General features: G+C 36.3%; 20 protein-coding genes. 11 read left to right on the top strand and 9 right to left on the bottom strand.

Annotation, left to right across the window (positions count from 1 at the left end; all coding sequences use genetic code 11):
* The first annotated feature begins 55 nt into the window (after positions 1-55).
* The 7 genes from HRT72_01600 to HRT72_01570 all read left to right on the top strand — a co-directional run bounded on the left by HRT72_01600 (position 56) and on the right by HRT72_01570 (position 7,395).
* A complete protein-coding gene (locus HRT72_01600; GenBank protein ID NQY66407.1) occupies positions 56-796 on the top strand; it encodes a hypothetical protein in 741 nt (246 codons plus the stop codon).
* A 14-nt stretch (positions 797-810) separates the two neighbouring features.
* Positions 811-1,827 (top strand): PorP/SprF family type IX secretion system membrane protein, encoded by a 1,017-nt coding sequence (locus tag HRT72_01595; protein ID NQY66406.1) that lies wholly within the window; start codon positions 811-813, stop codon positions 1,825-1,827.
* Positions 1,827-3,896 (top strand): OmpA family protein, encoded by a 2,070-nt coding sequence (locus tag HRT72_01590; protein ID NQY66405.1) that lies wholly within the window; start codon positions 1,827-1,829, stop codon positions 3,894-3,896. Before HRT72_01595 ends, HRT72_01590 begins: the two co-directional genes overlap by 1 nt.
* Positions 3,897-3,935: 39 nt before the next feature.
* The gene (locus HRT72_01585) at positions 3,936-4,817 is read left to right on the top strand and encodes a DMT family transporter (GenBank protein NQY66404.1); all 882 of its coding nucleotides are present in this window, start codon (positions 3,936-3,938) and stop codon (positions 4,815-4,817) included.
* A complete protein-coding gene (locus tag HRT72_01580; GenBank protein ID NQY66403.1) occupies positions 4,807-5,364 on the top strand; it encodes a CPBP family intramembrane metalloprotease in 558 nt (185 codons plus the stop codon). The genes HRT72_01585 and HRT72_01580 overlap by 11 nt, the downstream gene beginning before the upstream one ends.
* A 196-nt stretch (positions 5,365-5,560) precedes the next feature.
* Positions 5,561-6,421 carry a zinc-dependent peptidase gene (locus HRT72_01575; protein ID NQY66402.1) on the top strand — a complete coding sequence of 287 codons (861 nt, stop codon included), beginning with the start codon at positions 5,561-5,563 and terminating at the stop codon, positions 6,419-6,421.
* 68 nt (positions 6,422-6,489) lie between these two features.
* Positions 6,490-7,395 carry a DUF2279 domain-containing protein gene (locus HRT72_01570; GenBank protein NQY66401.1) on the top strand — a complete coding sequence of 302 codons (906 nt, stop codon included), beginning with the start codon at positions 6,490-6,492 and terminating at the stop codon, positions 7,393-7,395.
* Between the two features lie 84 nt (positions 7,396-7,479).
* Here HRT72_01570 and HRT72_01565 read toward each other — a convergent pair whose 3' ends face one another.
* From HRT72_01565 to HRT72_01550, 4 genes are all read right to left on the bottom strand, one after another.
* Positions 7,480-7,677 carry a hypothetical protein gene (locus HRT72_01565; GenBank protein ID NQY66400.1) on the bottom strand — a complete coding sequence of 66 codons (198 nt, stop codon included), beginning with the start codon at positions 7,675-7,677 and terminating at the stop codon, positions 7,480-7,482.
* A gap of 19 nt (positions 7,678-7,696) precedes the next feature.
* On the bottom strand, positions 7,697-8,635 hold the full coding sequence (locus HRT72_01560; protein NQY66399.1) for a PorP/SprF family type IX secretion system membrane protein: 939 nt from the start codon (positions 8,633-8,635) through the stop codon (positions 7,697-7,699).
* 133 nt (positions 8,636-8,768) lie between these two features.
* A complete protein-coding gene (locus HRT72_01555; GenBank protein NQY66398.1) occupies positions 8,769-9,776 on the bottom strand; it encodes a glycosyltransferase family 2 protein in 1,008 nt (335 codons plus the stop codon).
* A gap of 8 nt (positions 9,777-9,784) precedes the next feature.
* On the bottom strand, positions 9,785-12,397 hold the full coding sequence (locus HRT72_01550; GenBank protein NQY66397.1) for a valine--tRNA ligase: 2,613 nt from the start codon (positions 12,395-12,397) through the stop codon (positions 9,785-9,787).
* Positions 12,398-12,609: 212 nt separating this feature from the next.
* Between HRT72_01550 and HRT72_01545 the strand changes: the two genes are divergently transcribed.
* Both HRT72_01545 and HRT72_01540 read left to right on the top strand, forming a co-directional pair.
* Positions 12,610-13,116: a DUF1573 domain-containing protein gene (locus HRT72_01545; protein ID NQY66396.1), complete on the top strand. Its 507-nt coding sequence runs from the start codon at positions 12,610-12,612 to the stop codon at positions 13,114-13,116.
* A 55-nt stretch (positions 13,117-13,171) separates the two neighbouring features.
* Positions 13,172-13,558 (top strand): DUF1573 domain-containing protein, encoded by a 387-nt coding sequence (locus HRT72_01540; GenBank protein ID NQY66395.1) that lies wholly within the window; start codon positions 13,172-13,174, stop codon positions 13,556-13,558.
* A gap of 110 nt (positions 13,559-13,668) precedes the next feature.
* Here HRT72_01540 and HRT72_01535 read toward each other — a convergent pair whose 3' ends face one another.
* The 3 genes from HRT72_01535 to HRT72_01525 are packed head-to-tail and all read right to left on the bottom strand — an operon-like array spanning position 13,669 to position 16,377.
* Positions 13,669-14,829, bottom strand: a complete 1,161-nt coding sequence (locus tag HRT72_01535) for a hypothetical protein (protein NQY66394.1) — start codon at positions 14,827-14,829, stop codon at positions 13,669-13,671.
* Between the two features lie 9 nt (positions 14,830-14,838).
* Positions 14,839-15,168, bottom strand: coding sequence for a hypothetical protein (locus HRT72_01530; protein ID NQY66393.1), 330 nt, complete (start codon positions 15,166-15,168; stop codon positions 14,839-14,841).
* Positions 15,169-15,222: 54 nt separating this feature from the next.
* Positions 15,223-16,377 carry a DUF1343 domain-containing protein gene (locus HRT72_01525; protein ID NQY66392.1) on the bottom strand — a complete coding sequence of 385 codons (1,155 nt, stop codon included), beginning with the start codon at positions 16,375-16,377 and terminating at the stop codon, positions 15,223-15,225.
* Between the two features lie 103 nt (positions 16,378-16,480).
* Between HRT72_01525 and HRT72_01520 the strand changes: the two genes are divergently transcribed.
* Both HRT72_01520 and HRT72_01515 read left to right on the top strand, forming a co-directional pair.
* Positions 16,481-17,737, top strand: coding sequence for an ABC transporter permease (locus HRT72_01520; protein ID NQY66391.1), 1,257 nt, complete (start codon positions 16,481-16,483; stop codon positions 17,735-17,737).
* A gap of 12 nt (positions 17,738-17,749) precedes the next feature.
* Positions 17,750-19,111, top strand: a complete 1,362-nt coding sequence (locus HRT72_01515) for a pyridoxal-phosphate dependent enzyme (GenBank protein NQY66390.1) — start codon at positions 17,750-17,752, stop codon at positions 19,109-19,111.
* A gap of 103 nt (positions 19,112-19,214) precedes the next feature.
* On the opposite strand, the gene HRT72_01510 is transcribed toward HRT72_01515, so the two are convergent.
* Complete coding sequence (locus HRT72_01510) at positions 19,215-19,538, bottom strand: DUF3467 domain-containing protein (GenBank protein ID NQY66389.1); 324 nt, start codon at positions 19,536-19,538, stop codon at positions 19,215-19,217.
* Positions 19,539-19,548: 10 nt separating this feature from the next.
* On the bottom strand, positions 19,549-23,859 hold the full coding sequence (gene rpoC / locus HRT72_01505) for a DNA-directed RNA polymerase subunit beta' (GenBank protein NQY66388.1): 4,311 nt from the start codon (positions 23,857-23,859) through the stop codon (positions 19,549-19,551).
* Positions 23,860-23,878: the final 19 nt, after the last annotated feature.

Below are 23,878 nucleotides of genomic sequence, written 5' to 3'. Positions count from 1 at the left end.
TTATGCGTATAAAAATATGTAATTAATCGTACTTTCGTAATAAACCAAGTATTTGATGAGCCTGATAATCAACGCTTTAATCTCATTCATTTCAATAATCCTTTTAAGCATTACCTTGGTTAGTGCTCAAGACAGGTTACCTTGTGTAAACAAGACATTTACGCTGGTCACACATGTTATTTCAGACAATGGACAATACCCCTTTAGTCCGGCGCTTATAGCTACTAGTATAGATGACCTAAATCAATTATTCGAGCCGATATGTATTTCATTCGAAATATGTGAATCAAATTTAATTGAGAATCATAATTATTCAACTTTCGATCCAACAGATGAATTTGAGGAAATTCAAACCATATACAATAGAGATGAAGTAATAAACGTCTACTTCGCATCTTCTATTTCTAACCCATCCTCTGCTTCAGCGCTAGCTAACAATAACAGCGTTGTTATAACGGAATATAATTCGCTAGCAGCAGGGATCGGTTTATTTTTCGGCCTAAGTCATACATTTGCTGGTAACGGAAATGAATTGGTAGATGGCAGTAATTGCCTAATTACTGGAGATTCGATTTGCGATACACCTGCAGATATTTTCTCTTTTGGTGATAACTTCTCAAACTATGTCGATAGCTGTGTATATATCGATACGGTTCAAAAAAATCTTTCAGGAGCGTTTTACTCTCCTCAAATAAATAACATCATGTCGTTCTTTAACGTATGCTTACCTCAAATATTCACAGACGACCAATACACTAAAATGGCAAACTCGGCCTCCTCCTCTACCTTCTGGTAAAAAGGAAATACTAAATGAAAAGAAAATATCTCCTTATACTTTCATTATGTACTGTTATCCTAACGGCCAAAAGTCAGGACATTCACCTTTCTCAGTTTTACGCGCAAGATATTCTTCTGAATCCTGCCTCTACAGGTAACTACGAAGGAGATTTTAGAGCCTCTGCGAATTACAGAGAACAATGGAAACAAGTTACACTTGGCGAGGAGTCTATTGGAAGTTATATGATCGGCTTTGAAAAACCTATATATATTCTTGCAGAAAAACTTGATCTAGGTTTTATAGTAACGCAAGACAAATACGCAGATTTAAACATCTCAGGAAATAAAATATTATTCTCAAGCTCGTACTCCACAGAGTTCAGAGGAAATATATTTCGTCTTGGCCTCCAATTCGGCCCCGTTTTCAGGAAAGCAAGTTTCGATGATTTTACGTTTCCTAATCAATGGGTTTATTATCCTGATGCTTTTGATACAGGACTACCTAATAATGAAACAGGACTAAACAATTCATCTTCTTATTTCGATATGAATACTGGACTCGTCTGGAAGAGAGAATACAACCGATTTAATATAGAAAGCGGGTTTGCTTTGAATCATTTTAACCGACCAAAAGACACGCATTTCCAATCTTTCACTGAAAAACTCAGAACAAAAAAGGTACTACATACTTTTGTTCAATACGACATAACGTCTACCCTACGACTTGAACCAAAAATACTGGTTGCATGGACAGCTGGAGCCAATGAAATAATCCTTGGAGGTAATGTAATGTTCCGATCATTACTTCAATTTATACCTTGGGTGTATACAGGTTTATACTACAGACATGGTGTAAGTAGAAACCTTGATTCTTTCGTACCTGTTTTTGGTGTTACTTATGGAAATTTCGATTTCGGATTAAGTTACGACTACAATATTTCCGACTTAAGTGGTGTAGACTCTAGAAAAGGAGCGATAGAATTTTCTTTAATCTTTACTTCACCGAGCACGAAAAATGAAATTGTTGTTTTACCGTGTACCCGATTCTAATGATAGCTAGAGTAATAATTATATCCACATTATTAATCTTATCCATTTTAAACGGATACGGTCAAACCGATAATTTTAAAGTCTTAGAAGAAAAATCTTCACGTTTGGTTAAACTGGCCAATCAAGCCAAGAGAGAAGGAAGTATACTCATTGCCTTAGCATACTACGAAAAACTCGTAGAATTAAAGCCTGCCGAATCAAAGTATCATTTTGAATTAGCCGAATTATACAGACACACAAAGAACTACATTAGAGCAGAACAGGAATACTTATTGGTAAAAGACAAAGTATTGGAGAAGCATCCGGAAACCGTATTTTATTTAGGCACAATGCAAAAATCAAACGGAAAATACGAAGAAGCCCAAGTAACATTATTTAAATTTAAAAAGCTGGCCAAACTAGCAAAAGACCTATCCCTAAAAAAGCTAGGAAAAGCCGAGCTGCTAGGTTGTGAAATGGCTTTAAACTTCCCCGATACTTCTATAAAATACGACATCAGGCATCTTCCTCCAACGATCAATAACCCACACATCGATTTTTCGCCAATACCTTTATCTAATCGAATATTGGTATATGGTTCTTTGAAAGAAGACAGTCCGAAATATTACAATAAAGACCAACTGGATACAATAAACCTCCCTACGAGGAAATTATACAAGGCTCATAAAAACGAGGAAAACAGATGGGTATTTGATGGGGAATGGGAAGGCCCTTTCAACTCCGACTCCACAGAAGTTGCCAATGGAACATTCTCGTTCGACAGTACCAAATTCTATTTCACGCAATGTAATGAGAACCGACAGTTTAAAAATATCTGCAAACTATATTACACTTCTATTACAGATACAGGTTGGTCCACGCCTATTGCATTTAACGATCAAATAAATCTAAAAGGATTTTCCACCTCCCATCCTACCGTTGCAAGAGATTCGAAAAAGGGGCATGAGTTAATCTATTTCGTCTCCGACCGTCCGGGAGGAAAGGGCCGAACAGATATTTGGTATACCGAGTATCACCCCAAGAAAAAACACTATCGAAACCCCAAAAACGCAGGTAGTAAAATCAATACGGGAGGAACAGAAATGACACCATATTTCGACGAAGACACGCGAACATTATATTTCAGTTCTAACGGTCGTCCAAACTTTGGTGGTTTGGATGTTTTTTCTACAGTTGGTGAAAAAAGCAGATGGGTACCTGCTACTAACATTGGTATCCCCGCCAACTCCAGGGCAGACGACTTGGATTTCATACTTAATCCTAACGATAGGAATGGATATATCGTTTCGAACAGAAAAGGTGGTCAATCCCTCTATAACGAGACATGCTGCGACGATCTCTACGAAATAACCGCATTGAAATTTGTTGATCGTGTGATTCTTGGAAAACTACTAAATGAAGGAGATGGAATAGGGCAATTAGTAGATGGGGATAGTGAACTTGACTTATACATAGTAGATGAAAACGGAGAGAAGAGTTTACTAGAAAAAACTAAAATCATAAATGGATCATTTACGCTCTATCTAAAACCAAAACAAAAATATATTCTAGAGGCAAAGAAAGATGGATACTTCAACTCGTTTACTGAAATTTCCACTTTGGAATTACTCAAATCGGATACGGTGCTTGCAGAAATAATCATGAAGGTAATTCCAAAAGACCCTATTGCATTAGAGAGCATACACTTTGAATTTGGAAAGACAAATCTATCGGAAGCGGTTAAGCAGAGTATAAATAGTGGTTTGCTTGTTATGCTGAAAGAAAACCCTCAGTTAGTATTAGAAGTTATGTCTCATACAGATAGTAAGGGGTCGAATGAATTAAACATAAAAATCTCTCAACAACGAGCGGAAAGCGTGGTAAAACACCTCACAAATAAAGGAATAAACAAAGACCGAATTACGGCACAAGGCTATGGGGAATCTAACCCTATCGCACTAAACACAAACGCCGATGGTACAGACAACCCAGAAGGACGTAAACTAAATCGGCGTAGTGAATTCCGAGTTGTTGACACCCTCACAGAAGAAGAGCTGTGGTCGGATGTAGAAATGCCAACTAAAAACTAAGACTCTTATCCCCTTCCAGCCTTCTCAAGTTCGCTATCTTTGCGAAAATTAATTTCCATGACTAGAGGAATGTTTTACATATTAATAGCAAGCCTCTCTTTTGGGCTAATGGGCGTTTTTGTAAAAAGCATTCCACATATTCCTGTTTTTCAAATCGTTTTTATGCGCATGGTATTCGCTCTAATATTCAGCGGAATAACTCTTAAGGCACAAGGCGTAAATCCATGGGGTAACAACAAGATTCTTTTAATTGCAAGAGGTTTAATCGGTGCCACTGCTCTCATTTTATTCTTTATTACAATTAAAGAAGTTTCTTTAGCAACAGCCTCCACCTTGTATCACCTCTCTCCCATTTTTGCGGTAATCATCGCAATATTCTTTGTAAAAGAAAAAGTGGCACCAATACAATGGCTATTCTTTCTAATCGCATTTATAGGCATTGTTCTCATTAAAGGATTCGATCATGAAATTAGTTTTATCATGCTACTTACTGGTATTTGTTCGGCCTTAGCTGGAGGTTTTGTTTATAATATAATTAGAAAGCTCAAAGACTCGGAGCACCCAGATGTCATTGTATTTTATTTCCCTTTAGCCTCTATTCCGGTAGTTGGTACCATTGCTCTTTTTGATTGGATGCCACTAAACTTATCTGATCTAATGTATCTCGTTCTACTTGCATTAGCAGCACACGGTGGGCAAGTATTTATGACTAGAGCTTACCAACTGGAAGAAGTTTCAAAAATTGTACCCGTTAGCAACTTCGGAATTGTTTACCCAATAATATTCGGATACTATATATTCGATGAGGCTTTAAGTCCTATGGTTCTATTTGGAATGGCACTTGTTGTTGGCGGCATTGTTATGAATAGCATTTACAAAAGACCAATTAAAACTAAGATAGTCGAACAAGATGACGCGTAAATCATTCTTTTTACTTGGCATCGTTACCCTTATTGTGTTTCCTCTTTTAGGCTGGCCACTGCTCTATTTCTTTCAAGAAAAAGATATCACCTCTATTTTCAATTCCGATTCACCTTGGTTTTTAGAGCTTGGGATTGGCTTGTCATACGGACTAGTGACCTCGATAGTAGCTTGGCAGATAATTCAAATTAATTACTTGAATGATGTTCGTACTTTCTTCTCCAACCTCATCCAACAATTTAACCTCTCTATCCCCGAAATACTTTTCATCTCCTTTTGCGCTGGCTTTGGTGAAGAAATTCTATTTAGAGCAGAGGTTCAACCTCTATTAGGAATATGGCTAACGTCAATTATTTTTATTGCGATTCACGGATACCTCAATCCTAAAAACAAACCACTCTGCGTTTATGGAATATATACCTGTTTCGTAATTGCGGGAATCGGTTATTTATATCAATCTTATGGATTGATATCTGCCATAGCTGCACATTTTATGATTGACGTGATTTTGCTTTACCAATTGGGTGAAAATGTTAATGAGAGATAAGTAACTTATAAAATTCATATCGAAAAAGTTATAATATCCTCTCATTATCAGATACTTCATTTTACTACATTAGCAAATCATCAAATTAAGAAGTATTAAAATATCAAATTAGTTACACCTAGAAATGAAACTCAGAAAGTGCTGCAGTTATTTAAGGGAAACTAGAGAATCGAAATAGTTTAATTACGTTTAAATAATGGCAGGAGTTTTATTCTTCGGATTCTTTTTTTCTGTTCTATTGATCTTTTTCTTAAAATCTCCGACCATGGAGTTTTATTACAATAGAATATTGTACGGGAATGATATTAGCCGAGGTAAATACAAGCAATTAGACAAGCAATTAAGCCAATACAACACCTACTATAATAAACTTTCACTTAAAGGAAAGGCTAAATTCCTAAACCGACTCTTAGTATTCATTAAGCAAAAGAAATTCATCGGTAAGGAAGGTCTAAAAATTGATGAATTAGTAAAAATTGTAATATCCTCTGCTGCAATTCAGATCTCTTATGGATTGGATGATTATCACTTTTTCCAATATGACTACATCCATGTGTACCCAAGTATTTTCAATCTTCCTTTTAACAAAGGTAAAATGAGAGGTGCCACCGCAGCCAAAACTTCAATTTTTTTTTCATGGAAACATATTAAAGAAGGTTTCGAGGTTGAAGACGACAACATTAACCTTGGGGTGCATGAAATGTCACACGCCTTTATGAGTCAGTTTACCAATCAATTTGCGAGTGATGAAATGAAGGAGAATATCAAAGATTTTTTCACAGTATCATCTAAAGAGTATCAAATACTTAAAGCTAATGGAGATTCCATTTTACGAAAGTATGGGGCGGCAACTAAACATGAATTTTTCCCTGTCTGCATTGAACATTTCTTTGAATCGCCAAAGGAATTTAAATATGAGTTACCGAGTATATTTAAACAACTATGCGTTCTATTAAACCAGAACCCGCTTCATTATGATCATGACTATAATATAACTACTAAGGGGGGAAAATATTTTCAATATGCCGGAACAATGAGAAGAACAGGTTTTAGTTAAAAACCAACCCAATAATAAAACGCCTTGTTACGAGGGTGAATATTTTAAATAAGAATCACATTGATTTCATGAGAATTATTATTCTTTGTCTTTCTCTGCTACTAGCTATAATTAATTGTGATGCGCAACGCATATCAGAGACATACCCAGATAGCCTAAACAAGAAAAAACTATATAGAACAATTGGAACCGAGGTAGTGTCGTATGCAGCTGGACTTTCATTTCTAAGATACATCTGGTATACCGATCATGAACGAGTACCGTTTCACTTTTACAACGATTCGAAAGGTTATTTACAAATAGATAAATGGGGACATGGATATAGTGCATATAGGGAAAGCTATCTGGCATATAATGCGTTACGCAGAACTGGTCTGAGTAAGAAGAAAGCACTCCTTATTGGTGGGCCCGTCGGTTTGTTATTCCAAACTCCTATAGAAATATTTGATGGTATGTACGAAGACTGGGGATTCTCATGGTACGACATGGCAGCAAATACTTTTGGCTCCTTATTATTTACAGTTCAAGAAGCTTTATGGGACGATCAAATTGTACTTATGAAATTCTCATATTCCCCAAGCATCTATCCTGAATACTCTTCTTATTTAGGCACAACACAAGTAGAAAGGTTCTTCTACGATTATAATGCACACTCCTATTGGTTGTCGGCAAACGTGAGTAAGATTACTAAAAGTAAAAAGATACCGTCTTGGCTAAATGTGGCATTGGGCTATAGCGCAAATGGTATGATCTACGAATTCTATAACCCGGTACTTTATCATGAAGGAGACTACATAACTTTAGAAAGACACCGTCAGTTTCTAATTTCCTTAGATGTCGATTTCACAAAAATACCGACAAACAAAAAATGGCTCAAGAAAATATTTCAAGTGGTTAACCTTATTAAAGTTCCATTTCCAACGCTCGAATACAATAGGGTGGATGGCTTGAAAGGCCGACTTCTTTATTTCTAAAAATGCACAATTGCATCACCTTAACATCTATTTTTGGCATTAAAAGACACCTAAGTGTGATAAAATGCTACTTATTGCGGTTTTCTATTTTTTCACAAAAAGATTAAATAGAAGCAAAACCACACCTACAAAAGTTAAAGCATAGGAAATAATAAAGCCTTTTGGATTCCAACGATAAGCACCGTATTCTCTTTTAACACTCCAAAATATTACCAGTCCAGCCAGTAAGAGAATAGCATTTCCTAAAAGCTCGCTTACAAGAAACTGAAATATTTTTATCATCTGAATTAAGAATAACTATTTAAAAGCTCACAAAGTCTACTCCCTTTCTCTTCTCGTCTTTGCCGCCAAATTTAGCCGTGAGGCTCAACTCATGACTTCCATTGGAGTTCTGAATATTAAGTTTTGACGTTGTTACATCATAACTATAATTCAAAGCAAAAGCTTTGTGCCTATAACCGGCCATCGCAATAAAGCTGTCGCCATTACGATATGCAATTCCAAATTTCACATCCTTAAATCCACTCATAATACCAAGTGTCATCATTTGAAAATCTCCTTGTCGTTGAAATATTACAGACGGAGAAAATCGGAATTCATTTTCGAATTCAAGAGAGTAAAGTATATGACCCGTATATTTTCTAGGCAGTAACGAAACACTCCCTAGTCCCTCATCCGGTGTTGTTAAATGATGCACCGCAATTCCATAAACGAACCCTCCATGACTAATTAATATTCCCGAATTAATATCTAGAACATCTGATTGAGGTTCCATAAGCTCCGTGGATTGCTGATGAGCAAACCCAAACCGATCATCAATTTGATTTCCAAAAACAAGTTTCGACCAGTCTAAGGTTTTTCTTCTCCATCCTAGCTCTATCGCAGGACTAATTGACAATTTCTCTTTAAAAAGCCTAAACATTGGAGAATAGTTAATCGACACCGAATAAGTCTTTAACGCATCACCTTCTTTATCTCGCATCATATTAAGCCCCACTCCACCCAGTTTATTTATATATTGATCGTACGAAACATTGTGCGTTATAAATTGCCCGTTAAGGGCTGGCCAAGCATTTCTGTAATTGGATACAATTCTGACCTCATCTGTATAACCAGTAAATGCTGGGTTTAAATATATTGGTGCGCTATAACTCTGGGTAAATACCTTGTCTTGCGCGAAAGAAATCCCTGAACATCCTAAGAGTAAAACTAAAAACAACAGTTTGCGGAATAGTCTCATGAATTGATTTTATCGAATATACAGAAACGGATCCAAACGAAGCATTCGTATTTCATTGTAAATAAATATTATAGTTTATTAAATAAACTACTTTACTTAATCAGTTATATTATTATATAAATAACATTACACCCTAACAGAAAAAGAAATAATCTTTGTTTCTCGCGAGTCCAAGCTCACCCAAATAGTAACTTATATATTCCACCGCATTACGTTGTGAAATAGCAATGATTAATTGATAATTATCCTTCTTCTTCAAATCTTCGTAAGGTTCAATTATCAACCCTTTAATGTTCACGCCGTACTTTCTTTCGTTGTTGCACATCCAAGTAAAGGAAACATCATTGGCCAATAAATTATCGGCAAGCGCCTTTCCCTTCGGCCCAGTTCCCCATAATACTAATTCTTTCGTGTTGTCGAATTCTAGCTCTAAAAAGAACTTTGTTTTGAGTTTGAAAAAATGGGGATTGGAATAATTCTCGTCGTTTCGCGAAGCCCTATACGGGTGGTCTCGCCATAGATGCAACACATCTTGAGAAGAGACAACTTGCAACCCATACTTGTAAAATCGAAAAACGAGCTCATAATCTTCTGGATACATACTTGAATCGAAGGCACCCAGCGCTTCAAAATCCGTACGATGAATCATCCAACAAGGTGACGCAACCACACACTCTTTGTATATATCATTGAACTGGCTATTCTCTGCACACAGCATATTAAGCCAATTGGCATAATTAAGGAAGCCTTCTTTAATTTCATCCTCCGGAAAGTACTTTACCTTGCCAGTCGCAAGATTCCCTTCTCCATTCGATATTAGAATATTCTTTAACTCCTTTAATTTTATTGCAGGCATTATATCGTCGGAGTCCATACGGGTAGTGTACTTCCCTTTCGATATACGATAGCCTGTTTTAAGCGCATCAATAATTCCATTGCCATTATTATCGAGAACTTGAATGCGGGAATCTTTGGCAGAGTAACCAGAGGCTATAGCCATTGTATCGTCTAACGAATTGTCGTTTACAATAATTAGTTCCCAGTTCTGTTCTTGCTGAGATACAATCGAATCGAGGCATTCGCGAATGAATCGTGAAGCATTCTTCGCAGGCATTATTATGGATATAAGTTCACTATCCATTCTACTGCTTATGCCAAAGAACTAAGTTGCTCTTCGATTAGTTTAATCTTCGTTTCGGTATCTTGTCGTTTCTTTCGTTCACCAACAATAACTTGCTCTGGTGCATTATCCACAAACCTAGAATTACTTAATTTCTTATCGATAGCTGTTAAAAAGCCTTTAAAGTAAACAAGCTCTTTCTTAAGTTCTTCGGCCTTTTCTTCTGCATTAACCTCTTCCTTGAAATCAATATAATATTGAGTTGCGTCTGACATAAAAGAAGGAACTCCTTCCATTTTTTCTTCTACTATTTCAATGCTATTGAGGTTCGTCATTTTAACAATGATAGAATCAAACGAAGAATTGATCGAATCATCTTTTTTAACCTTCAGATCCAGTTTTTCTTTTGGAGCAATATTCTTTTGTTTCCGAATATTACGAACTCCTCCGATAACACCCAGAGCAACTTCCATTTTCTTAATCACATCTTGGTCTATCGCAGAAACAGCCGGCCATTCCGAAACCATGATACAATCATCGTCTGATCTTTCTCCAACCAAATGCCAAATCTCTTCAGAAATAAAAGGCATAAAGGGATGGATCACCTTTAGTACTTTCTCCAAATCCTTAACCGTCGCATCATAAGAAGCTTTATCAATCGGCTTTAGATATTCTGGTTTAATCATCTCTAAATAATTTGAGCAGAAATCATCCCAGATTAATTTATAAGAAATCATTAGAACTTCCGAAATCTTATACTGATCGTAGCTAGAATTTGCTTTCTCAAGTTCAATACTAAATTTAGAATCGAACCAATCAATAGCAATCTTCGAAGTTTCTGGCTGAGATAAAGACGCATCAATCTCCCATCCTTTAATCAATTTAAAAGCATTCCAAATCTTATTATAGAATTTCTTGCCTTGTTCACAAAGCTTCTCATCGAACATTAAATCATTCCCTGCAGGTGAGCAAAATAACATACCAACACGAACACCGTCAGCGCTATATTTCCCCATCAATTCTATCGGATCTGGAGAATTCCCCAACGACTTCGACATCTTTCTACGTTGTTCGTCACGAACAATACCCGTTAAGTATACATTCTCGAAAGGCTTTTCATTTCTATACTCGTATCCAGAAATAACCATACGTGCTACCCAGAAAAACAAAATCTCTGGAGCCGTTACTAAATCATTCGTTGGATAGTAATAGTTTATTTCTTCATTATCAGGATTTTTTATTCCATCAAAAACAGACAAAGGCCAAAGTGCAGATGAGAACCAAGTATCCAATACATCCTCATCTTGTTTAAGATCATCCGCTCCAAATCCTTTTTCCTTTGCTTGCGCAATTGCATCTTCAACAGTAGCTGCAACAATATATTCCCCATCCGGTAAATAGTAAACTGGAATACGATGCCCCCACCACAACTGTCGAGATATACACCAGTTTTGGATATTCTCCATCCAGTGGAAATAAGTTTTAGAAAACTTATCTGGATGCAACTTCACTTCACCATCTTTTACTGCAGAGATTGCTGGCTTAACTAACTCATCCATTTTACAAAACCATTGCTTAGATAATTTAGGTTCTATAACTGCGTCTGTACGTTCCGAATGACCAACTTTATTGGTATAGTCTTCAATCTTATCAATGTGTCCAGCCTCTTCGAGATCAACCACAATTTTCTTTCTCACCTTAAATCGATCCAAGCCAACGTATAGCTTAGCAACTTCGTTAATCGTTGCATCGTCATTAAATATATCGATGGTTTCTAGCTTGTGTTTGATTCCAAGGTTGTAATCATTTACATCGTGAGCAGGTGTTATTTTAAGTACTCCTGTACCAAATTCCATATCCACATACTCATCGAAAATCACAGGAACCTCTCTTCCTACAATTGGAATAATTGCTTTCTTGCCTTTAAGCCAATCGTAACGAGTATCGTTTGGATTTACACAAATTGCAGTGTCTCCTAATATTGTTTCAGGTCGTGTAGTTGCAATTATTACTTGTCTGTCTTCACCAACTATATCATACTTCATATGATATAACTTCGACTGCTTCTCTTTGTGAATTACCTCTTCATCCGAAAGAGCAGTAAGAGCAACGGGGTCCCAATTTACCATTCTAACCCCTTGGTAGATGTATCCCTTTTTATGGAAGTCAATAAACATCTGAGTAACGGCAACAGACAAATCTTCATCCAATGTAAATCTGGTTCGATCCCAATCGCATGAAGCACCAAGCTTCTTAAGCTGTTCTAAGATTATTCCACCATGCTTATGTGTCCATTCCCAAGCATGTTCCAAAAACTCATCTCGAGAAAGATCATTCTTACTTATTCCTTCCTCTTTTAACTTAGCCACTACCTTCGCCTCAGTTGCAATAGATGCATGATCGGTTCCAGGAACCCAGCAAGCATTTTTTCCTTGCATTCTAGCTCTACGAATAAGTACATCTTGAAGTGTGTTATTGAGCATGTGCCCCATGTGCAGAACACCGGTAACATTTGGAGGAGGTATAACTATTGTATATGGTTCCCTATCATCAGGAGTAGATTTAAAAAAACCTCGATCCATCCAATGCGAATACCATTTTTCTTCACTTTTTACAAAATCGTAATTGCCTGAAATCTCCATTGTATTACTGTTTTTAGGGGAATGCGAAGCTACTAAAAGACGCTAATAAATCCTAGATAGAATTGGCGTCGAAAGTGGCACAATTTTAGCAACATAACTGACGTTAAAGGCAAAAGTGCAAAAGGCATTTTTGTCTATATTTGTAACTATAATAAAAACACAAACTTATTACAATGAAAAAATCAATCATAAGCATTTGCATCGTAGCAGGTATGCTAACTGCATCCGGAACTGTTTTGGCTCAGAATGGACCAGTAAAATTCAAAAGCACTCCAGGTAATAAAAGTAGCACTCCTCGTAAAGCAGCACCTGCAGTAGAAACAACACCTGCGGTTGTTAATCCTAATGCCGCTATCATGGAATTCGAAAATGAAACTTTGGATTATGGAACAATCAAACAAAATTCTGACCCATATAGAGAGTTCGTATTTAAGAACACAGGAAAAGAGCCTTTGATTATTACAAATGCAAAAGGATCTTGTGGATGCACTATCCCTGATTGGCCAAAAGAACCAATTAATCCAGGTGAGTCTTCTGTAATCAAAGTACGTTATGACACAAAAAGGATTGGTGCTTTTACTAAAACAATCACTATCTCTTCAAATGCTAAAAGCGCATCTAAGGTTATTAAAATAAAAGGAAAAGTAGAAGCTCTACCTTCAGTTCCATCTGAAGCTCCAGTTAAACCTACAACTCCTGGTTTACCTGTAGATAACTAGTCTATAAAACTTAATTCATTAAAGCCGTTTCGTTAGAGACGGCTTTTTTGTTGCTATGAGAAATTTATTATTGCTAGTTATCCTTTTAAACTCTTGTCTGCTTTCCATGGGGCAAGAAAATAATGCAGTGCTAAAATTTGAGTCGAAAGTAATTAAGCTTGGTAAAGTAGAAAAGGACACAATTATTCCATTCACATACTACTTTCAAAATACGGGGACAGTTCCATTGATAATTCAAGATGCCGCAGTAACATGTGGCTGCACTATTCCTAAATGGCCAGACTATCCTATTTTACCAGAAGCGAAAGATTCAATAAACGTTACGTTTAGTACAAAAGGAAAATACGGATATCAGGATAGAAACATTGAAGTAATTAGTAATGCCAAGAAAACTTCGGCATTCATTAGCTTTAGATGCAATGTAATTGATTCGTCAAAATAAACCTAAGCTAATAGCCTGAATCGTTCAATACAAAGCCATTCCACGACTAATCTTTATGGTGTATTCTAAAATCTTTTCTCATTACTGACGACCCAACAAAGGCTTTTCTCTCAACCTTTTTTTATTTTTTTATGACAAGCTTTATGCTCTGGTATTCTGGCTTTAAGTCCGAAGAAGAAGTCTAATCCGTATACATTATTCTTGAATAAATAATTTCCAAGCATATCTGTACCCATATAAAATCCAGCATACCGAAAAGACATTCCCATATGAACCTGTTCAAATTCATAAACACTGATGGGAATTGCAAACTCAAACTTCTCCTTTTCTATTCTTGTTGTAAAGGCAAAAACTGATGGTTTCTTAACTCCATATACGCCTGCATCTCTCTTAAAACCATGAACGTAGTTTACTCCGAAATAGACATCTTCTTTAAGTCTTGCCTCTAATTGAAATGCCATTGCCGAGGCTAATTTAATTTTATTAGGTTTCGACACAACCCCGCCGGTTGAAGATGCTGAAGCCCAAAATTTACTTGTAGCATCTCCTACCCCTTCGACAACTACTTCCCCATCCCGAACCATTACGCTCAAACTGTCTCTATAATTATAAACGGTGCTGGCGTAGCTCTTTAACTTAACGCTACCTATGTCTAAAAATGCGAAACCCAGTTTGTATCGGTAACCAACTTCTCTACATCTACTTAATGGGGAATTGGGAAAGTACTGCCTTACCTCATCGGTTGTGTGTTTTAACTCTAAACCTATATCTGATCCCCAACCAGATCCCAGTTTAAAACCAAACAATGGAGAATTCCCATCTCCAGAGGTAAACAGATACTCTGTATTTACATTATACCTAAAATAAGATGTATCAAATAATTGTTCCAATGTCATGTTCTCTACCCACATATCAGCATCATCGCAGTTTAGTTCATGAAATTTAAAACCTGCCGCCGCATGTGGAATAAGATATTTAACGGAGGCTCCTAATGTCAGTAATTGAAATTTTGTTTTCATCACGATACGACTATAGGTACCCATTATTTCAAGATAAGAAAGAGCGGAGCCTTGAACATTACCGAACTTAAATTCATCGATATTATCAATATCGATATCAGCTACTTCAAAACCATTTAATACCTGGTTGGTAATGTGTCGAGGGATTCCACGTACGTCAAACATTTCCCTGTCCCGTGTAGATAAAGCAAATCCATTATTACCTGAACTGTACACAAATACTGGAAGCTGAATTACAATTTCCGATACCATGTCATAGGATTATGGCTTTTGATTATAAGAAACATCGTCGGTAAAACTCTTATAACCAGCGGCAACAGAATCTCTAGATGCTTTAAGCACTCCTTTTCGTCTTATAGTTGCAAAGTTATTATTGACATACAGATTTACACCCAGAAAGGTAAGGTCCATTATGTTCTTGCAGTCTGTTATTGAGGCAGGATTGTTATATAGAGATACACCAGGGTTATAATTACTGTTTACCATCCCCCAATTATACTGTCCCAAAGCACTGTTAAGAAAGAACAGAGAAGAAATAAGAACTAAAGTTCCAATTCTCCATAAGAAATAAGCACGACTACATTTTACCATCGATTAACCTATAGGTTATCTAGTAGAAACGTTTTTCAGTGAGAAAGGATGCCTTTAATTTTCAATCAAATTTTGGCTAAAGTCGGGATACAGAAGATATTTTTTTCGAATTTCCATAAATACAGCAATATCCTTCTCCCAACTTTTCCGTATTTCGGCCTCACTCTTACCTTCTATTATTTGTTCCTTCAATGTCGAATTACCTGCTAACTTATTGAAGTAATTATTGAAAAAATCATCTTCGCTTGAAAGGTTCTTATAGACATCTAATAGCCAAAATAAATTTAATTGTTTACTCGCAGGCATAATGTTCTCCCCATAAATACTTAAATCAAAACCTTGACAAGCCACCCCTTTGTGTTTCGGATTAAGACTTGCACCAATTATGCTTTCAGGAGTAAATGAGTACTTACCCAAAGTTAACTTTGGGTGTCCCACAGATTGAAACGGTTTCTTTGTCCCTCTTCCAATACTTACGGTAGTTCCTTCGAAAAGGCAAAGTGATGGATACAAATAAATGGAGGACATATTAGGTAGATTCGGGGACGGTTTAATTGGAAGCTTGTATAAAAAATCATGGTCATAGCCTTTGCATGGGATTGTTACTAAATCGCATTTCTTTTTTTTCTTCAACCAACCTTCTCCGTTAACCATGAGAGCGTATTCAGCCATCGTCATGCCATATACAATAGGAACTTTATGCAACCCAACGAAAGATGAAAATTTTGGATCAAGAACTGGTCCATCTACAAAATGCCCATTAGGATTTGCTCTATCCATTACGATCATCTGGATATCATTTTCTGCACATGCTTCCATCGCATATGTCATTGTCGAAATATATGTATAAAACCGAACGCCGACATCCTGTATATCAAACACTACAACATCAATACCGTCTAAGTCTTCATTGCTAGGCTTCTTCTTATTACCATATAAAGACACAACAGGTAAACCGGTCTTAGCATCTGTATAGTCGGCTAAATGTTCTCCTGCATCTCCTACCCCTCTAAATCCATGTTCTGGGCTAAATATTTTAGTTACATTAATATCATATCGAAGCAAGGCATCTACCAAGTGCATATTACCTATCATGGAAGTTTGATTTCCAATAACGGCAACCGATTTACCCAATAACAATTCTTTATATGCCTTTAATTGATGACTTCCAGCAAGAAACACTTCACGTTCCTCAGGAATCGGATTCATCACTTTATTACCAGTAACTTTTTCTGATTGACCACAACTATAAAGAGCCAATAAAGAGAGTACTATTAAAAAGATTAATTTTTTATCTTTAGATTTCAATCTTGTGGATTTTAAAATTCTCAACTTATCTAATTACGCCTTGAATCTAGAACTTTTTATTGCTAAAAAAATAATTTTTGGTAAAAATGATTCACAAAATACATCTAGAACTATTGTTAAAGTAGCAACCTTTAGCATTGCTCTCGGATTAACTATAATGATTCTTTCGATTGCTATACTAAACGGTTATCGTGATCAAATTACAAGCAAGGTTATTGGGTTTAGTTCTCATATTCAAATAACAAGTTTCGACAATACCTCTTTCGACAGTTATCCTATAAAAGAAGATCAACCTTTTTTACAAGAATTTGATTCAGTAAAAGAAATTCGCCATACGCAAGGGTATGCACTTAAAACTGGCATCTTAAAAAGCAACGATGAGATCTATGGGATTTTACTCAAAGGCATTGATCAAAATTACGATTGGGATTTCTTTGAGAGTAAAATAATTTCGGGTAACAGGCTCCCCGAATATAAAAAAGGCAAGAATCAAATATTGCTTTCGAAGTTTATGTCTGACAAACTTAAACTTGGCGCAGGAGATAATTTGTTTGTTTACTTCTTAAAAGATGACAAACAACGTATCAGGAAATTTGAAATAGCCGGTATTTATGAAACAGGGCTAATTGACTTTGATAAACTATATGCTCTAACAAATATTGACGTAGTTCAGAAACTAAATGGCTGGCAAAATGACGAAGTTGGTGGTTTTGAACTATTCCTTCATGATATCGATAATCTTGAGGGCATTAATGACTATGTATACGATGCTATCGGTTCACAACTCATTTCGATCTCAGTCGACACCAATCACCCAGAAATTTTCAGTTGGTTAGAATTACAAAACATTTACGTTCAGATAATACTTGTATTGATGGTTCTAGTAGCATCAATAAATATTATTTCAACATTACTGGTTACTATATTAGAAGGTACTGGGATGATCGGCATACTCAAAGCACTCGGCGCAACGGATTGGACAGTTCAAAAGATCTTCATCTACCAATCAATCTCTATAATTGGCAGAGGAGTATTCTGGGGTAACTTGATTGGAGTTGGACTGGCATTAATTCAACATCAGTACTCGTTAATAACACTTCCTCAAGAGTCTTATTTTATTGATTACGTTCCCATAAACATTACCTTTTTTCACGTCCTCTTCCTTAACTTTGGACTACTTGTGATTTGCACAACAACATTAATTATTCCATCGTATATAGTCAAAAGAATATTGCCTATCAAAACGATTAAAATCAACTAATAAACAACCTGCATTATGTATTTCGAGGATATTTTAGGAACCATTGGTAATACTCCACTTGTGAAGTTAAATCATGTAACCAAAGAAATTGATGCGCTTGTTCTGGCCAAAGTAGAAACCTTTAATCCAGGGAATTCGGTTAAAGACAGAATGGCTGTTAAAATGATTGACGATGCCGAAGCTGATGGAAGGTTAAAACCAGGAGGAACTATTATCGAAGGAACTTCTGGAAATACAGGGATGGGACTTGCGTTAGTGGCAGTAGTGAGAGGTTACAAGTTAATATGTGTTATTAGCGATAAGCAGTCCAAAGAAAAAATGGATATACTGAGAGCCGTAGGTGCAGAAGTTGTTGTTTGTCCAACTAATGTAGAACCAGATGATGAGCGATCGTACTATTCAGTTTCGAAAAGATTAGCTAAGGAGACACCTAATAGTTGGTATGTAAATCAATACGATAACCCATCTAATGCCATCGCACATTACGAGCAAACTGGTCCTGAAATTTGGGAACAAACAGAAGGGGAAATTACGCATTTCGTTGCTGGAGTAGGTACGGGCGGAACTATTTCTGGAGTTGGAAAATATCTCAAAGAGAAAAACCCTAATATTAAACTTTGGGGCATCGATACATATGGATCTGTTTTCAAGAAATACCATGAAACCGGTGAGTTCGATGAAAATGAAATCTACTCCTATATAACTGAAGGTATTGGCGAGGATATTCTTCCTGAAAATGTAGACTTTGATATTATTGATGGTTTTACAAAAGTTACCGATAAAGATGCGGCTGTTTACACACGTAAAATCGCTAAAGAGGAAGGAATATTCGTTGGTAATTCTGCAGGGTCTGCTATAAAGGGATTACTTCAGCTGAAAGAGCATTTTAAACCAGAGGATATGGTTGTGGTGATGTTTCACGATCATGGAAGCAGGTACGTTGGCAAAATGTTTAATGACGACTGGATGAGAGACAGAGGTTTTCTTGACATAGACATTAAATTAGCTGTACAACTTATAAGCAATCATATAGATCAGCCTATGATTACCGTTAAAACGGAAGAACTTGTTTCGCACGCGATAGAGAGAATGAAGAAATATAACATCTCACAAATCCCTGTGGAAGACTCAAATGGGCTTGTGGGCTCAGTTGATGAAAGCGACTTGTTTAAATTATACTTTAACGATAAAAACGTTGCAGATACACCTATCAAGGATATAATGAAAGGCTCCTTTCCTATTGTTGGCAAAAACGCATCAATTGAAGAAGTGTCCAGACTAATTCACAAAGATAACAACGCTGTTCTTGTAGAACTAGAAGACAATAAATATCATATCATAACTAAGCATGATGTGATAAGCGCTATAAGCTAAGAAAAAATATTCGGGTAATATATTAGAAACAGATTCGGAAGGGAATTTCGTGTAAGTTTCAAATTCTGTTTAGAATTCAAAACTTACACTTAAAACTCTTTAATTAAGCCTCTGCGGCCGGCCCGCCAAAATTCATTGGAACGGTAGCCTGAGGTTCCATTTCAGGAATTGCACCATGCGTGCTTTCAAACTTTACAATATTATTATTAAGCGCTGATAATAACCGTTTAGCATGTTGAGGTGTAAGTACAATTCTAGATTTTACTTTCGCCTTTGGCAAGCCTGGCATTACTCTAATAAAGTCTAAAACAAATTCAGAGTTAGAGTGATTCACGATAGCAAGATTTGAATAGATACCATCCGCAATCTCTTCAGATAATTCAATATTCAATTGATTTTTATCCTTTCCTTCTATTTCGCCAGCCATCTTATCAACACTATTCAATTACTACTGCCTCTGTTACTTCCTCAGCCACTTCTTTACTAGTACCTGTAAGTTTATCATATTCACTTTGAGAACCCACAACTATGTTCGAGTATTCTCTAACGCCAGTACCTGCAGGAATTAAATGACCAACAATAACATTCTCCTTAAGGCCTTTTAAGTAATCTTCCTTCCCATTAATGGCAGCCTCATTAAGAACCTTAGTAGTTTCCTGGAACGAAGCAGCAGAAATAAACGAATCTGTCTGTAAAGATGCTCTAGTTATACCTTGAAGAATAGGACTAGAAGTTGCATTAATAGCGTCTCTGGACTCTATTAACTTCTTATCCTTTCTTTTTAGCATTGAATTTTCATCTCTTAGTTTTCTAGAAGTAATTATTTGCCCAACTTTCACAGTAGCAGAATCTCCACTATCAAGAACAACTTTACGACCAAAAATCCAATCATTTTCACCTCTAAAGCTAAGCTTGGTAACACTTTGCTTCTCTAAGAATTTAGTATCCCCTTGATCAGCAATAATTACTTTCCTCATCATTTGACGAACAATAACTTCAAAATGCTTATCATTAATCTTCACACCTTGCAAACGATAAACTTCCTGAATTTCATTCACTAAGTACTCTTGTACTTTAGTTGGTCCTTCAATAGCCAAGATATCAGCAGGAGTAATTGCTCCCTCAGATAACCTTGTACCAGCTCTTACATAGTCATTTTCTTGAACAAGAATATGCTTAGATAATGAAGCCAAGTATTTCTTAATCTCACCCGTTCTCGATTCAACAATTATCTCTCTATTACCTCTCTTGATTTTTCCAAAAGAAACAACTCCATCAATTTCAGAAACAACAGCTGGATTAGAAGGATTACGTGCCTCAAACAATTCAGTTACTCTTGGTAGTCCACCTGTAATATCACCCGTTTTACCAGATGATCTAGGTATCTTAACAAGAATTTGTCCTGCACTAATCTTTTGCCCTTTGTCAATTGAAATATGCGCACCAACCGGAATATTATAAGAATTCAAAACATCTTTGCCACTCATAATATGCATAGCAGGGTTCTTTGTCTTATCCTTTGAATCGATTATTACCTTTTCCTTAAATCCAGTTTGCTCATCAGACTCTTCTCTAAATGTATATCCTTCTTCAATACTCTCAAACTCAACCTTACCAGCTGATTCAGAAATAATTACCGCATTATATGGATCCCATTCGCAAAGAATATCTCCTTTTTTAACTTTAGAACCATTCTTAATAAATAAGTGTGCACCATAAGGAATATTATTTGTAGATAAAATAATTCCTTTTTCATCATCAATCAAACGCATCTCTGCAGAACGTCCAATAACCACTACTTCATCTTTAGAATTCTTAACTGTCTTGAGTTCATCAATATCTAATTTACCGTCAGCTTTTGCAACAATACTAGATGCAACAGTAGAAGTGGAAGCAGTACCCCCAACGTGGAAAGTTCTAAGCGTTAACTGTGTACCCGGTTCACCAATAGACTGAGCAGCAATAACACCAACGGCTTCACCTCTCTGAACCATAAATCCAGATGCAAGGTTTCTACCATAGCATTTAGCACAAACGCCTCTTGTCATCTCACAAGTAAGTACAGAACGTATTTCAACATGTTCTATCGGAGAATCCTCAATGATCTTAGCAACTTCTTCAGTAATTTGCTCTCCAGCTTCAATAATTAATGCATCATCAAGTGGATTAAATACATCATGAACCGTTGTCCTACCCAGTACTCTATCGTATAAAGATTCTACTTCTTCTTCATTCTTTTTAAGAGCTGATGCTATTAGGCCTCTAAGCGTACCACAATCTGCATCGGTAATTACTACATCTTGAGCAACATCTACTAATCTTCTAGTCAGGTAACCCGCATCAGCTGTTTTAAGCGCTGTATCTGCCAAACCTTTTCTAGCACCGTGAGTAGAAATAAAGTACTCAAGAATTGACAAACCTTCTTTAAAGTTTGCAAGAATTGGATTTTCGATAATTTCTCCTCCTGTTGCACCAGATTTCTGAGGTTTAGCCATTAGACCCCTCATTCCCGATAACTGTCTAATCTGCTCTCTAGAACCCCTAGCACCAGAATCAAACATCATATAGATTGAGTTAAACCCTTGCTTGCTTTCCTTAATGGTATCCATTAAGTTTTGAGTAAGCTTTGCATTCGCATTACTCCAGATATCTACAATTTGATTATAACGTTCGTTGTTCGTTATAAATCCCATTCCATAGTTTTTCTTAACCTCATCTACTTTAGCGGCAGCTGTAGCAACTAATTCAGCTTTAATATCTGGGATAATAATATCTTCAAGATTAAACGACAAACCTCCTTTAAATGCCATGGTAAATCCCATGTCCTTAATTTCGTCAAGGAATGCAGCTGTATTTGCCATACCCGTTCTCTTTTGGATAAGACCAATAATATCTCTTAATGCTTTTTTAGTTAAAACTTCGTTTATATAGCCTACTTCTTGAGGTACAACTTCGTTAAATAAAACTCGGCCACAAGTAGTATCAATAATAGCAAGTTTTGTTTCACCATCATCACCTAAAACTTCTGTTCTAATTTTAATCCAAGCATGTAGATCTACTTTCTTCTCATTGTAAGCAATGATAAGTTCCTCAGGAGAATAAAAAGATAATCCTTCACCTTTAACAGGAGCCCCTTCTTCACTCACTCTACCTTTGGTCATATAATATAGACCCAAAACCATATCCTGCGAAGGAACAGTAACTGGAGCGCCATTTGCAGGGTTAAGAATATTATGAGAAGCTAACATTAACATTTGAGCTTCCAAAATAGCTGCATTACCTAAAGGTAAATGAACCGCCATCTGATCACCATCAAAATCCGCGTTAAACGCTGTACAAACTAAAGGATGTAACTGTATTGCTTTCCCTTCAATAAGTTTTGGTTGGAAAGCTTGGATACCTAATCTGTGAAGAGTAGGAGCCCTGTTAAGCATAACTGGATGCCCCGTTAATACATTTTCCAATATATCCCAAATTACCGCATGCTTTTTATCTACAATTTTCTTTGCAGACTTCACTGTTTTCACAATGCCCCTTTCAATAAGTTTTCTAATGACAAACGGCTTGAAAAGTTCAGCGGCCATGTCTTTAGGAAGACCACACTCATGTAGCTTCAAATCTGGCCCTACAACAATTACAGATCTTGCAGAATAATCTACCCTCTTTCCTAATAAATTTTGACGGAATCTACCAGACTTACCCTTTAAACTATCACTTAATGACTTAAGCGCTCTGTTTGATTCAGTTTTAACAGCACTTGCCTTACGTGTATTATCAAGTAATGAATCTACAGCTTCCTGCAACATTCTTTTTTCGTTACGTAAGATTACTTCAGGAGCTTTAATTTCAATCAATCTTTTTAGTCGATTGTTTCTAATGATTACCCTTCTGTATAAATCATTCAAATCAGAAGTCGCAAAACGACCACCATCTAGAGGTACCAATGGACGTAATTCAGGTGGAATTACAGGTACTACCTTGATGATCATCCACTCAGGCTTGTTAACAATCCTAGTGTTGGCATTTCTAAATGCTTCAACAACTTGAAGCCTTTTTAACGCTTCATTCTTTCTTTGTTGCGAAGTTTCTTTGGAAGCCTTATCTCTTAATTGGAAAGAAAGATCATCCAAATCAATTCTAGAAAGCAAATCAAACAATGCTTCCGCACCCATTTTTGCAATAAATTTCTCTGGATCAGAATCATCTAGATACTGACTTTCAATAGGTCTAGCTTCTAAAATATCAAGGTATTCTTCCTCCGTTATGAAATCCAAATACTGATAAGGCTCACCCTCTTTATTTAACGTACCTGCAGCTTGAATGATTACATATCTTTCATAATAGATAATCATGTCCAACCTTTTGGTAGGAAGACCTAATAAATAACCAATTTTATTAGGTAACGATTTAAAATACCAAATATGGGCAACTGGTACAACTAGAGAGATGTGTCCCATTCTCTCACGACGTACTTTTTTCTCCGTCACTTCAACACCACATCTATCGCAAATAATTCCACGATATCTAATTCTCTTGTACTTTCCACAATGGCATTCCCAGTCTTTAACAGGACCAAAAATTCTTTCACAGAATAAACCATCTCTTTCAGGTTTATAAGTTCTGTAATTAATTGTTTCTGGTTTCAACACTTCACCACTAGATCTTTCTAAAATCATTTCTGGTGACGCTAAACTGATAACGATTTTTTTAAAATCGTTCTTTATCTTACTTTCCTTTTTAAAAGCCATTAATCAACAATTATTAGTA

The organism is Flavobacteriales bacterium, assembly GCA_013214975.1.
In the GTDB taxonomy this organism is placed as follows: Bacteria; Bacteroidota; Bacteroidia; order DT-38; family DT-38; genus DT-38.
Note: the sequence above shows the minus strand (reverse complement) of the source record. Positions and strands in the feature narration are given on the sequence as shown.

Coding starts and splice junctions, on each gene's coding strand:
- HRT72_01595 (NQY66406.1), top strand. CDS start 811: ATGAAAAGAAAATATCTCCTTATACTTTCATTATGTACTGTTATCCTA.
- HRT72_01545 (NQY66396.1), top strand. CDS start 12,610: ATGCTAACTGCATCCGGAACTGTTTTGGCTCAGAATGGACCAGTAAAA.
- HRT72_01550 (NQY66397.1), bottom strand. CDS start 12,397: ATGGAGATTTCAGGCAATTACGATTTTGTAAAAAGTGAAGAAAAATGG.
- HRT72_01560 (NQY66399.1), bottom strand. CDS start 8,635: ATGAGACTATTCCGCAAACTGTTGTTTTTAGTTTTACTCTTAGGATGT.
- HRT72_01565 (NQY66400.1), bottom strand. CDS start 7,677: ATGATAAAAATATTTCAGTTTCTTGTAAGCGAGCTTTTAGGAAATGCT.
- HRT72_01530 (NQY66393.1), bottom strand. CDS start 15,168: ATGGTAAAATGTAGTCGTGCTTATTTCTTATGGAGAATTGGAACTTTA.
- HRT72_01525 (NQY66392.1), bottom strand. CDS start 16,377: ATGAATCCGATTCCTGAGGAACGTGAAGTGTTTCTTGCTGGAAGTCAT.
- HRT72_01535 (NQY66394.1), bottom strand. CDS start 14,829: ATGGTATCGGAAATTGTAATTCAGCTTCCAGTATTTGTGTACAGTTCA.
- HRT72_01570 (NQY66401.1), top strand. CDS start 6,490: ATGAGAATTATTATTCTTTGTCTTTCTCTGCTACTAGCTATAATTAAT.
- HRT72_01590 (NQY66405.1), top strand. CDS start 1,827: ATGATAGCTAGAGTAATAATTATATCCACATTATTAATCTTATCCATT.
- HRT72_01555 (NQY66398.1), bottom strand. CDS start 9,776: ATGGATAGTGAACTTATATCCATAATAATGCCTGCGAAGAATGCTTCA.
- HRT72_01580 (NQY66403.1), top strand. CDS start 4,807: ATGACGCGTAAATCATTCTTTTTACTTGGCATCGTTACCCTTATTGTG.
- HRT72_01540 (NQY66395.1), top strand. CDS start 13,172: ATGAGAAATTTATTATTGCTAGTTATCCTTTTAAACTCTTGTCTGCTT.
- HRT72_01575 (NQY66402.1), top strand. CDS start 5,561: ATGGCAGGAGTTTTATTCTTCGGATTCTTTTTTTCTGTTCTATTGATC.
- HRT72_01600 (NQY66407.1), top strand. CDS start 56: ATGAGCCTGATAATCAACGCTTTAATCTCATTCATTTCAATAATCCTT.
- rpoC (NQY66388.1), bottom strand. CDS start 23,859: ATGGCTTTTAAAAAGGAAAGTAAGATAAAGAACGATTTTAAAAAAATC.
- HRT72_01510 (NQY66389.1), bottom strand. CDS start 19,538: ATGGCTGGCGAAATAGAAGGAAAGGATAAAAATCAATTGAATATTGAA.